The organism is Taibaiella chishuiensis (assembly GCF_003014535.1).
In the GTDB taxonomy this organism is placed as follows: Bacteria; Bacteroidota; Bacteroidia; order Chitinophagales; family Chitinophagaceae; genus Taibaiella; species Taibaiella chishuiensis.
Genome location: NZ_PYGD01000001.1, coordinates 1,525,324 through 1,538,318 on the forward strand (window position 1 = coordinate 1,525,324; position 12,995 = coordinate 1,538,318).

Annotated in this window: 7 protein-coding genes; 4 read left to right on the top strand and 3 right to left on the bottom strand. The window is 49.8% G+C overall.

What is annotated here, in order from left to right:
• Window positions 1-54: 54 nt before the first annotated feature.
• The 3 genes from B0I18_RS06475 to B0I18_RS06490 form a co-directional block, all read right to left on the bottom strand.
• On the bottom strand, window positions 55-1,233 hold the full coding sequence (locus tag B0I18_RS06475) for a T9SS type A sorting domain-containing protein (RefSeq protein WP_146146669.1): 1,179 nt from the start codon (window positions 1,231-1,233) through the stop codon (window positions 55-57).
• 476 nt (window positions 1,234-1,709) lie between these two features.
• Window positions 1,710-3,689 (bottom strand): T9SS type B sorting domain-containing protein, encoded by a 1,980-nt coding sequence (locus B0I18_RS06485; RefSeq protein WP_106521817.1) that lies wholly within the window; start codon window positions 3,687-3,689, stop codon window positions 1,710-1,712.
• A 41-nt stretch (window positions 3,690-3,730) separates the two neighbouring features.
• Entirely contained in the window at window positions 3,731-4,075 is a 345-nt protein-coding gene (locus B0I18_RS06490; RefSeq protein ID WP_106521818.1) for a hypothetical protein, read from the bottom strand.
• 879 nt (window positions 4,076-4,954) lie between these two features.
• On the opposite strand from B0I18_RS06490, the gene B0I18_RS06495 reads away from it, so the two are divergent.
• From B0I18_RS06495 to B0I18_RS06510, 4 genes are all read left to right on the top strand, one after another.
• The gene (locus B0I18_RS06495; RefSeq protein ID WP_106521819.1) at window positions 4,955-6,649 is read left to right on the top strand and encodes a T9SS-dependent choice-of-anchor J family protein; all 1,695 of its coding nucleotides are present in this window, start codon (window positions 4,955-4,957) and stop codon (window positions 6,647-6,649) included.
• Between the two features lie 223 nt (window positions 6,650-6,872).
• On the top strand, window positions 6,873-7,676 hold the full coding sequence (locus B0I18_RS06500; RefSeq protein ID WP_106521820.1) for a DUF5689 domain-containing protein: 804 nt from the start codon (window positions 6,873-6,875) through the stop codon (window positions 7,674-7,676).
• A gap of 76 nt (window positions 7,677-7,752) precedes the next feature.
• Window positions 7,753-10,533, top strand: a complete 2,781-nt coding sequence (locus tag B0I18_RS06505; RefSeq protein WP_106521821.1) for a carboxypeptidase-like regulatory domain-containing protein — start codon at window positions 7,753-7,755, stop codon at window positions 10,531-10,533.
• A 10-nt stretch (window positions 10,534-10,543) separates the two neighbouring features.
• On the top strand, window positions 10,544-12,952 hold the full coding sequence (locus tag B0I18_RS06510) for a T9SS type B sorting domain-containing protein (protein ID WP_106521822.1): 2,409 nt from the start codon (window positions 10,544-10,546) through the stop codon (window positions 12,950-12,952).
• Window positions 12,953-12,995 lie beyond the last annotated feature (43 nt).

The window sequence follows — 12,995 nt, forward strand, 5'->3', positions numbered from 1 at the left end:
GCGGATGCTTCTATATAACCAATAGGAAACCCGTGTTAAAAGGTCTTTGATGTTTTATTGCTTTACAAACTTCAGGGAAGCGCTGCCGTTATCGTCGGCATACTGCATGAAGTACAGGCCCGGTGCGAGCTGGGCAACATCAAGAGACAGGGCATTGCCGGTTCCGTTTGCTGTAGCGGCCATTACTTTCCTGCCCGTAGCGTCGGTTACCGAATAAGAAGTTTTACCCTGCAGGCCTTCTACGAAGAGGGTGTTGCGGGTAGGGTTGGGATACACGCGGATAGCGCTGCTTACCGCGTCTTTGCGCAAGGCTACGATATTAGAGTAGCTGAACCTGTTGTCCCTGTCGATCATTTTCAGGCGATACAGTGCGGTACCGTTTACTTTAGCGTCCAGGTACGTGTACTGGTTGTTACCATTCAGGTCGTTGCCTTTAGCTTCCAGGCTGGCTACTTCGGTAAATTGCTGACCGTTGCTGCTGCGTTCTACTGCGAAGCGCGCTACATTGCTTTCCTGTGCTGTAGCCCAGTTGAGGCGGTTGCCGTTATTTTCCTGTTGGCCTTTAAAGCTCAGCAGGTGCAGTGGCAGGGCTGTACCCACTACGCCCCTGATGATCAGGCTTGGGTTTCCGGATGCGCCGTTCATGTACCAGTTGCCACCGGCAGCAGTTGCATTATATACCAGGAGGCGGAAGGTAACTGTAGTGCCGGCAGGTACATTGGTTAATGCGGCTTCGTTGCTCAGTGTAGTAGCGCCCTGGTTGGTACCACCGGAGCTTGTAGAGGTCGTAACCATTGAAGTGCCTATGTCGGTATAAGTTGTGCCATTGAGGCTGTACTGCCATTGCATTTCCCGTGCACCGGTATTGGACCTGCGGGTATTGAATGCGCCGATCTCGCTGAAGCTGATTGTATAACCGCTACTTGGCGTCACCGTAAACGTTACATAATCTCCGTTGGTAGCTGCGGCTGCTGCGGTTGCCGAGTTGTCGAAGCCGTTTCCACCCCAGGTATCGCCTGCTGCGTTACCTGCGCTGGCAGTGGTAACACCGGGCCCCCGGGTTAAACCGCCCACAGTAATGTTGCTTGCGGTTGTGCTGGCCGCGAAGGGGCTGACGCCAAACTGTATCTGGCCCGCAAAGTTCCATTGGCCCAGCGTTACCGCCTGGCCCCAAACCTGCTGCATGCTAACGCTGAGCAGGGCAATAATTGCAAGTAATTTTACACGTTTCATAAAGATCTGATTTTTTAAATTTAAAAGGTTAAACCTGGGATGATGACTGTTTTGAGAACCGGGATAGATGTTGTTGGTGATGAACAGGAACAATCCTGTATAGTGTAGCAATGGCAATGCTATACCCGGCAACCTGAATATTTTATTGCAGGGCAAAAGTAAAACGGTCCATTATCCTCACCTATAATCTGTTTGTTATGTATGCGTTTTTATATTGCGTTATTTGCTGGCAGGTAGTGTGTTGTGTTGTGGTGTAAGGCATAGGATAATAATATGGTAACATACCCGGCTCTTGCCGGCTATAACCCTTTACCGGCAATGCTTTGCTGCGATGCACTGTTTTTATGCAGGTTATGCTCCGGCTTTCCCGGCGGCTGGTATTACTGCCGGGCGGCTTATGCATGATGCAAAAAAAACAGCGCTGTATTTTTTGCATCATGCAAATACAGCGCTGTGTTATCTGGTAAAAATAAAGCTTACCGTACCAGGGCAAAGTCGCCCTTCAATGTTTGTTGTTCACCTTGTAAGTTCTCCACGGTAAGGGTATAATAGTAGGTGCCCAGGTCGCATTTAACGCCGTTGTATGATCCGTCCCAACCGTCGCCTAATTGTTGCATATAGGCCCTGTTGTATATTCTTTGTCCCCAACGGTTGAAGATCGAGAAGTCAACGATCTTATGATCGCGGATAAAACGCGGCACGAAGTAGTCGTTCATGCCATCCCCGTTCGGCGAAAACGCAGTGGGGACAAATATTTCAGACGATGGCAGGATAATAATGTCCAGCTCTGCGGTGTCTTTACAATTATTTTCGCTTACCGCAGTTACGATGATACGGCTCCTGCCCTTTTTCAGGTAAGTAACCTTTTGCCCGGTCGCATGCTGGTTGGGAAACAGGGCGCCGGGTTCCCAGCTGGTCACCGTAAAGGCCTGTGCCGCGCTCGTGGTAAGGGTTACAGGTACTCCGATCTCTGCTTCCAGCGTCGAGGCCTGCAGCGACAATACAAAGTGTTCCACATTTACGCGCACCGTGGCAATGCCTTCACAATTGAGTTCGTTCGCTGCACGGGCTACATAGACGGTCGTTTGCGCGGGACTTACGGTAATGGTTTGTTGCCCCGGTGGAAAACCGTCCCAGCTTACCGGCAGGGCAGCGGTGGCAGTAAGCGTGGTTGTTTCACCCCTGCAGATCGTCAGCTCCGGGGGGACGGTAATTTGCGGTGTCGGCAATATATGCAGGTATACGCGGCGGTATATACTGTCGCAACCGCCCGGCGTTTTTATCGTATCGGTCACTACCTGGCTGGTCGTATAGGGCACACCTTTAAACACGATGTTCTGGCAACCATGCAGGGTATCTCTCGTAACGCTGGTAACCACCGTTTCAATTTTGATCTGCATATAGATATAGGCGCTGTCGCAGCCCAGCGCGGCATGCAGCGTATCCTGCACTACGGTCGATGTGGTATAGGTTACACCATTAAACGTTACCGGCTGGCAGCTGCTGATCATGCCACTTACTACTACGGGCGTAAATACCGACAGGTGCAGGTGGATAATGCTGTCGCAACCCGCGCTGGTACTAAAAGTATCGAGGTATACACCGCCAACCGTCAGCGAATCGCCGTTGAAGAAATATTTGTCGCCCTGCTCTATACAGGTATAGATGTGATTGTCGACGCCGCTCACATTGGTCAGCATACCATTAATCCAGGTCGCATTGGCCGCGCTGTTGGGCGCGCCCGGCGTTTCATCGGCCGGTGCGTTACCTACATTGTAGGCGGCGGAGAGGGTATATTGGTTATTGGTAAGGTAGTAATTTCTGGCCCCGCCGGCAACGGTCTTGCTGATAACGGCAGCCGATGCATTCAACAGGTTACCATAAGCGATCGAGTGGTGCGCGGTACCCGGCGCCGTAGGGTCTACAACGATTACAGCATCGCCGGTATTGGCCAGCCCTATTGCATTCCAGGCAGGGGAGGCAGTGTAGGCCGTGCCGGCAGGATATACATAACCGGTAGAGGAAGGGGATAAGGGTGTAGCTACAGTACCTTCGATAAACGGCGATACGGATGGCAGCACATACACATGATCGTTGTTGGCGTCCGTAGGATCATCGGGCATCGTGATCACCGGGTTTTTATCGCCGAGATTGTAGAGCAGGATTATGGAACCGTAAGGAACACAAGACCAGTTAGGGCTGTTGGAAAAGCGGATATGCCCCGGGGCTATACCCTGGCCGCCTGCTGCGCCGTACCAGCCGTTATTGTCGTCTATTATCCATCCGCGAAGGTCGGCACAGCTATCGCCGCTGCAGTTCCTTTGTCCGACTACCACGAGTTCAATATACTCCTGGGCGCCGTTGGCGCCCTGCGAAAATTCATTAATGATCAGCTGTTGCGCTTCGCTAAAAAGGCTGCAAAGGGACAGGAACAGCAATAAAAACCGGAATTTCATAGTGTGTTTCGTTATTGGCTTACCTGTTCGATAGTCTTGTACTATTGATTAGCTGCAGGTTTCAGTTTAATAAAAGTTGATTTTTTATCTGTGATATTGGTATTGCTGATCTCGAGTGAATTCTTCGTCGATTTATAAGAGCTGATCAATACTTTGGTACGCACAAACGGGAAATGTTTATGACCGTTTTTCCAGTTCCTGGCATTCCGCGAATTGGCTTTGGCATAGTGTTGTACTTTGTTGTATAATTCAACGAGCTCGCGTATTTCCCGGATCTTGTTCATGTACTCTCCGTATATCTTCTTCAGGGATTCAAGGTTGTCTTTAAAGGCAATGAGCACATTTTCGCTTTCTTTGATTTTTTTATACTCTTCGATATTGCTCATTATAGATTCACTTAATCCTTTGTGAGTTGCAGGTGATATGTTTGTCATTGTGCTGCGATTGGTTTGTTGGATAATGAATGTATGGTCGGTCTGTGTTTGTATCGTCCGGGTTGTGCCGGGGTGCCGCTGCACCAACGGTCCTTTGCCGGTACCTCCGGTTGCTCCTGCTTTAATTTGTTATTATGAATCGTGTTGTACCGGGATGGTTTTCGAAAAATGAGATAATGTTGTACCCGGATCCAAACTGCGCGCCGATGGTCGATCGCCGGCTTCACTTTTTTGATTTTTGTCACCCTTTCTGCGGTTGCAGTGACAGGTTTACAAATGCAAAAATGATAGGAATGAGAGGATGTCCCTATAATCCATAGGTTATGTTTGAAATATTAATAAGTGTATGTTGCTTTAATTCAAATTAATGTCAATTGAAAATTGCGGAACTTAACAGCAACTTAATATTGGAGTTACAAGCAGGGAACTTTGCAGGACGGCAGGTGGTATCGCCGCATCCCGCTAAGCCGCTTCAGGAAAGCCATTCCGGATTTTTTTACTTCATCGTTCCTGCCGGTTGTACCGGCCACATAACAGTGCTCCCGCATTTTTAGTGCCGGCGTTACTATTATGAAAATGTTACCAATCAATTTTTAGATGTTCCAAAAAATTTGTTGATAGTTTGTTACGTATTGTATAAATCGATACATAACAATCGGCTTATAGGTGGCCATAGGTGCGCAGTCTAATTTCGCCTTTCGAAATGAGGATGATGGCCTTTGTTTATGCCGGTCGAGAAACCATACAAACAGCACTACCAGCCGGCGGTCACTTCAACACACAGGAAACACTGTTGATTGTTTAATTATCAAAATTTAAAAATCCAGAAAAATGAACAGAATTTTAAAAACCGGAGTATTGTCGGCATGTATTGCCATGACAGGAATGAACGCGATGGCACAGGTCTATCCTTACTTTGTTGACTTTGAAATAGACAGTACCAAAGCTTATGCGAGCACAACCCCGGTATTGCTCAATGGTAAGAACTGGGTAATGCCCGGCGTATACCTCGGAGATATGGTAACGGCGAGCGATAAGTTCAACGGTCAGCATGCAGCCCGTGTACGTCGTGTAGACAATGCAACCGGCGCTAACGGCAGCCTTACTTTACAGCAGGACCTGCCACAAGGTATCGGCAGCGTAACCTTTTCTCATGGCCGTTATGGTTCCGAAGCAGGTTCTACCTTACAGGTTTATTACAGCACCAACGGCGGTTCTTCCTGGACGCCTGCAGGCAGCGCGATCACACCCGGAGCCAGCCTGGCTTCTGTTACCGTACCGGTAAACGTATCCGGCGCCGCAAGGATCAGGATCAGCAAAACCGATACCTCTGCTTCAAGGATCAACGTAGACGATATCCTGATCACCGGTTTTAACGACTATGCAACCAATGTGGTTGTTGTAAACAAGGCACCGCTTGGACAGAACGTACCCCTGACTACCAATACCCTGACCTTCAAATTTAATGAGGCAATTGCTAAAGGCACTTCGGGTAATATCGTATTGCACAATGCTACTGATAATACTACGCAATCCTTTGCTGTAGCTACTTCTACCGATGTAAACGTAACTGGTTCCGATGTCGTGGTGAGCGGTGTTACTGTTGCTTCCAACAAAAGCTATTATGTAACCTTCGACTCTACTGCCTTTGTAAAAAGCGGTGGTACGCTGAAAAGCACCGGTATCTACGCCAGCAATATCTGGAAATTCTCTACCGTAGATACAAGCACGCCTCCGACACTTACTTCCCTGAACGAAACCTTTGTAGATTGCCTGGATCCGAATATGGGCGCTTTCCGCCAGACCAGCGTTACCGGTGCAGCTACCTGGAAATGCGGTACACAGGGTCATACCGGTAACAACTCCGTATACATCAACGGCGGTTTCTCCGGTGGCGCCAACGATAATGAAGACTGGCTGATTACCCGTTCTGCTATCGACCTGTCTGCTATGAACAACCCGGTACTGGAATTCTGGATCAAGAACAGGTATACCGGTACTACGACTAAAGACGTACTGGTATCTACCAACTACAGCGGTACCGGCAGCCCGAGCAGCGCTACCTGGGTATCTGTTAAGAATGTATCTACCGATGCCTCTACGGATTGGAAAATTTTCAACAACATTTCCCTGAGCGCTTATAAAACCACGCCTTTCTACCTGGCCTTCAAATATGTTTCTTTCTCTTCCAGCACCGGTGCACAGGAATGGTCACTGGATGATATCAAGATCAAAGCTGGTGGCGGTACCGGTATTGCCGACCGCAAAACGGATGAACTGGGCCTGATGGTACTGGGTACAGCTACACCTAACCAGATCCTGGTAGGTCTGAACCTGAAGAAAAACAGCCAGGTTGTGCTGAGCGTATATGATGCAACCGGCCGTAAAGTGTATGATGCAAAAGCCAACATGCAGGGCGGACAGAATGTATACAAAGTAGAAAACATCAACCTGAATGCCGGTCTTTATGTGATCCGTGTAAGCGATGGTGAATACTACAATGCCGTTAAAACTATTATTCAATAATTAACCTTAAGTACCGGTACGAAAACGTACGTCAGCGGTAACCCGTTTGCACCTATCGCTGATGTACGTTTTTATTCCGGCTATTACCGTCCCTGATGGAGACTACCGGCCCAATGCCGCTGTAGCCGGGCTTTTTATGGCTTTTCTTTTTATAGTCTGAAAAATTATATCAGTTAACCGGTGTTTATTAACGCTGTGTTTATCTTAAAAAATATTAATTAAAATGAAAAAGAATTTTATTATCCTGTTGTGTGCCTGCTCGGTAGGACTGGCAATTACGGTGTCTTCCTGTCTTAAAAAGGAGTTTGATGCGCCGCCGAACGAAAGCAGCTACGATCCGGGTCTTACCGTTACCCACACGATTGCCGAGCTGAAGGAAATGCCGCAAACCCTGATCTCCGACGACGTCGTGATTGCCGGTGTGGTATGTATGGATGACAGGAGCGGTAACTATTACAAGAAGATCGTGATCCAGGATGCAACCGGTGGTATCGAAGTGGAAATCGACCAGACCAACCTGTATACCGATTATCCCGTAGGCCGCAAAGTATATATCCGTTGTAAAGGCCTGTACCTGGGCAATTATTTCGAGCTGCCGCAACTGGGCGCTGCACCGGATGAAAGAGGTTCGCTTACCCAGATCAACGGAACTATGGTGGACGACTATATCGTTAAAGGCAACTTCCCTAACGCGATCAAGGTAGATACTTTCGACTACAGCGACCTGACCTCCGTTGACCCTGCCAGGGTGAATACCCTTGTTGCGATCCGCAATGCGCAGTTCTCCGAATCAGATGCAGGTGCTCCTTACTCCGCTCCCGGTGCGACTACCAACCGCAATCTTTCCGATTGTTCTTTTTCCGGTGGTATCGTGGTGCGTTCCAGCAACTATGCTAAGTTCCAGTCTTTCCCTACACCTAAAGGCAATGGTGTTTTAGTAGCGCTGTATACCCGCTACCGCAGCACGCCGCAGCTCATTATCCGCGATACTTCCGATGTACGCTTTGTAAACCCGCGTTGCGAATAAGCGGCAGGAAAGGCTTTCGGACGGATGTTCTGCCACAATCATTTAACCAGTTCAACAATATTTACATTATTAAGACATGAAACATTCCTTGATTACAGGATTGCTTTTACTCTGTTTCTTTTCTGTGTTCGCACAGCAGGATGCACTTGTCAAAGGTAAAGTGGTTGCTGCGGCCACTCAAAAAGGAATAGCAGATGTGGAAGTTACCATACCGGAGCTGAAGCTGATGAAGACTACCGATGGGTCCGGCGAATTTACGTTCAGCAATGTGCCCTTTGGTACCTATCGCATGATCGTAGCCACCACCTTTATCCACAACGATACGGTAAAGCTCACGGTAAGCAACAACCTGGTCGATATCGGCACGGTGGCTGTATCTATCGACGAGGCTGCTACCAGCATGCAGAGCCAGCAGATGCCTACTATCTCGCTCGAAGAAAGCGCCGTAAGCGCCGATGATGAAGGCGTAAGCGACCAGAGCGTATCGGGCGTACTTACCGCATCCAGGGATCCTTTCCTGTCGGCTGCTGCCTATACCTTCGGACCGCTGCGTTACCAGCTGAGGGGATATACCCGCGATCAGCTGGAAGTATATATGAATGGCGTACCCATGAATGATATCGAATCCGGTTCGGCATTCTGGGGGCAATGGGGAGGCCTGAACGATGTGTTCCGCAACCAGGCGGTAACCTTCGGCCTGCAACCCGCAGAGACCGGTTTCGGCGGACTGACCGGCGTAACGCAGATCGACGCTACTGCCGCTTCGCAGCGCCAGCAGACCCGTATCTCCTATGCCGCTTCTAACCGTACTTACCGCAATCGTGTAATGATCACGCACAATACCGGTATGATGCAGAACGGATGGGCCTTTTCGGTTTCGGCTTCCAAACGCTGGTCCGATGAAGGTTATATTCCCGGCACTTATTACAACGGATACTCTTATTACTTAGGTATCAGTAAAAAAATAAACGATAAAAGTTCCCTGCACCTGACTACTTTCGGAACACCGACCAGCAGGGGCAAAGCGATGCCTGCCACCCAGGAGGCCATCGATATCGCAGGCGATAACTTCTATAACCCCAACTGGGGCCTGCAGAACGGCAAAGTCCGCAACAGCAGGGTAAACAATACTTTCCAGCCGACTACAATCTTAAACTATCAATACAAGCCGAACAATAATACCTTCTGGAACGTTGCATTTGCTTTCCAGACCGGCTATAACGGCAATACTGCACTGGACTGGTACAACTCGCCGGATCCGCGCCCGGACTACTACCGTAACCTGCCCAGTTATTATATCAACAATCCTACAGGTGCTAACTATAAAGAAGCTGCGGCACAGGAAGCCTACCTGCGCGCTCATCCCGAAAGGATGCAGGTGGATTGGAACGGCCTGTACCAGGCTAATATGATGAATGTGGAAACTGTAAATGGTGTTACCGGCAAGCGTTCGCTTACCGTAGTAGGAGAAGACAGGGATGACGTAAACCGTTATACCTTCGCTACCAACCTGCAGAAGAACCTGGGCGAACATGTTACCGTGTACACGGGCATCACCGGTATCCTGCAGATGGCGGAGAGCTACCGCAAGATCGATGACCTGCTGGGCGGTGACTATTTCGTAAACCTGAACCAGTTTGCTGAACGTACCTATATCGGTAATGCGAAGTTTAACCAGAACGACCTGAACAATCCCAACGCGATCGTAAGGGTGGGTGATAAGTACGGTTATGATTACAAATCCCGCTTCCACAAAGCATTCTGGTGGGGACAGTCTACTTTTACTTTTAACAAGTTCGACTTCTTCCTTACGGCCCGCCTGGGTATGGAAGGTTTCCAAAGGGATGGTCTGTATAAAAGCGGCTTATTCCCTACCGAATCTTTCGGTACCTCCAAGACGTTTAACTTCCTGACCTATGCTGCCAAAGGTGGCGCCACTTATAAGATCGACGGCCGTAACTACCTGTATGTAAATGGTGGTGTAATGACCAATGCGCCTACATTCGACAATACCTTCTTCTCGCCCAGGACCCGTAACACCACCATCGATAACCCGAGGATGGAAAAGATACAAACCATCGAAGGCGGCTACCTGCTGCGTTCCCCGGCCCTGAGTGGAAGGCTTTCCGGTTTTGTTACCGATATCAAGGACATGGTGGACATCAAACGTTTTTACCACGAGGACTACCGGACTTTCGTAAACTACGTAATGCGTAATGTAGACATCCGCAGCATGGGCGCCGAGCTGGCCCTGCAGGCCAAAATCAGCCCGAGCTTCTCGGCTACGGCTGTAGCCTCTGTAATGCAGGTGTTTTACACCAACCGCCCGGATGTGAGCATCTACCGCGATAACGATACGACCAGCAGGGTAGGTACCAGCAAAGTGTATATTAAGGACTACTATGTGGCCGCAGGCCCGCAGTCGGCTTATACCCTGGGCCTCAACTACCGTTCGCCCAAATACTGGTATGCCAATGTAAACTTTAATTACCTCGATCGTAACTATATCGACATCAATCCAAGTAAAAGGACTTCGGATGCCGTAGGCCTGCTGGAAGACGGATCTGCACAAAAAGCGGCGATCCTCAGCCAGGAGAAACTGCCTTCTGCCTTTACCGTAGATCTGTTTGCCGGTATGTCCATCAAAGTGAAGAAGTATATCAAAGGCGCATCGGATGCTTCGTTCCTGTATATCAATGTGGGCGTAAACAATGTGCTGAATAATAAGAGTATCGTTACCGGTGGTTTTGAGCAGCTGCGATTCGATTATGGTACCCAGAATTCCGATCGTTTCCCTGCCAAGTACTTCTATGGTTTCGGAGCCAACTACTTCATCAATATCAGTTATAAGTTTTAAACTTTAAAAAATGTCACTGAAGTCTCTTTTGTCAGCGCTGCTTATATGCCTTTGCTGCTCGCTGAGCACACAGGCGCAACTTATCGTAAATGAGTTTTCGCAGGGCGCTTCCGGCAATAAAGAATATATAGAACTGGTGGTTTTAGGACAGCGTACCTGTAATGACAGCTGTGCAGACATCAGGGGCTGGATATTTGATGATAATAACGGATGGTATGGTACAACGGCCATATCGCCCGGTTGCTACCGGTTTAAGAATGATCCGAACTGGTCCTGCGTGCCTTACGGCAGCATTATCGTGATCTACAACAGTGGTGATCCCAATGCAAGCCTGCCGCCCGACGATCCTACGGATGCCAATAACGACGGGGTGTACATCGTACCGGTCACCTCTCCCTTGCTCGAAATGCATAACACCCTGCCGAGCGGAACGTCGATGACGTATCCCGCAACGGGCTTTACTGCATCTACCACCTGGACCAATATGGCCCTGAACAACACTAACGATGCCGTACAGGTAATCAACCCGGCCAACCTGACCACTGCTTTTCATGCGGTGAGTTATGGCAGCGGTGTGGTAGCCCCCGTGCATCTTACGGCCTCCGGTTCCCAGAAAGTTTACTACCTGAGTAATGATCAATACAACTCCTCGGCGGCCTGGGTAGCGGGTAACGTACCTGCCAACGAGACGCCGGGAGCGCCGAACAGCACCGCTAATGCAACCTGGATCAACGGTATGCACAGCGGCGCTGCCGGTGGTGTTTCTTCCAACGATACCTTGCATGTGGTAGTCTGCCAACCCGACAGCTTTTTGTTTAACGGCAACTACTACCATACCACCGGTTACTATCCTTTTACCTTTGTATCGGTGGCAGGCTGTGATTCTATCGTAACCCTGCACCTGTCGGCCAACCCGGTGCCGCCCGCACCGGTTGTCGGCGCGCCGTATACCTTCTGCCAGGAGGAAGTGGTAACCGCATTGACCGCTACCGGTATCAATGTATTATGGTACAGCGCTCCTGCGGGAGGTACCGGTACTACTACAGCACCGGTGCCGGCCACCGGCGTTCCGGGTGTATTCTATTTTTATGTTAGCCAAACCGTGGCGGGCTGCGAAAGCCCCAGGGCAACGATCGAGGTGCATATTACACCGAAGCCGGCTCCGCCTGTTTTCGGCAACAATGCACCGGTAATCTGCCAGGGCAGCCCGTCTTATACACCCGCTGCTACCGGTCAGAATATACAATGGTACAATATGCCTACCGGCGGCACCCCCATGGCTACGGCGCCGGTGATCAATACGACTACGGGGCTTACGGTTTCCTGGTATGCTACCCAAACGGTAAATGGCTGTGAGAGCGACCGGGCACTGATCAAGATCCGCGTAAGCGCTATCAACGCCGACTTTACCCTGAGCACGGATACCCTGTGTATCTCGGATTCGCTGCGGGCAACCAATACCTCTACCGGCAACGATTACATTAATTTCTGGGACTTCGGCGATGGCTTTACTTATGTACATCCCAGTTACGCGCACAAGTACCTGGAGCCTGGTGTTTATACCGTAATGCTGGCGATCAAAAACAGCGATGGCTGTGTGGATACGGCCCGTAAACCGGTATGGGTATCACCTGTACCCGATGTGCGCGTTACCCAGGATAAGTATGATATCTGTACCGGTGATATGGTCAATTTTACACTGACCTATCTCGAAGGCTTCAGTCGTATGAACTGGGACTTCGGCGATGGCAACGGTTTCTCCCAGGACGAAATAAATCCGGGCGCCCGCAGGGGACACAATACCAGCCTGGACGTGCAACACAGCTATGATCGCCCGGGTACCTTCTTCTTTACCACTACGGCTTATACGCCGGGTTGTGGCGAGAAGAGCTGGAAGGACTCTGTGAATGTACATGCCATGCCACATGTCAGCCTCGGCCCCGACAGTGTACTGTGCCTGCACGATGCACCTATACTGCTGAAGAACGATATGCCGCGGCAGGAAGGCGAAACCTATCTCTGGAGCACCGGCGAAACCGGCGACCAGGTTAAAGTAAAACACCATGGCGACATCAGCCTGACAGTAAGTACTCCGTATTGCAGTACTACAGATGTGGTACACGTAAGCAAAGACTGTTATATCGATGTGCCCAATGCCTTTACGCCCAATGGCGATGGCGTAAACGATTATTTCTTCCCGCGCCAGCTCCTGTCTTCGTCGGTTACCGACTTCCAGTTACAGGTGGTGAACCGCTGGGGTCAAAAGGTTTTCGAAACCAGGCAGATTGATGGAAGGGGCTGGGATGGCCGTTTTAACGGTACCCTGCAACCGGAAGGGGTGTATATCTACCTGATCAAAGTCGTGTTCCGCAATGGCGCTTCTGAAAACTACCAGGGCAATGTAACCCTGCTTCGATAGCGGGAACACAAGCCTTTATTTTACCTTAAAATGATCCGGGCGA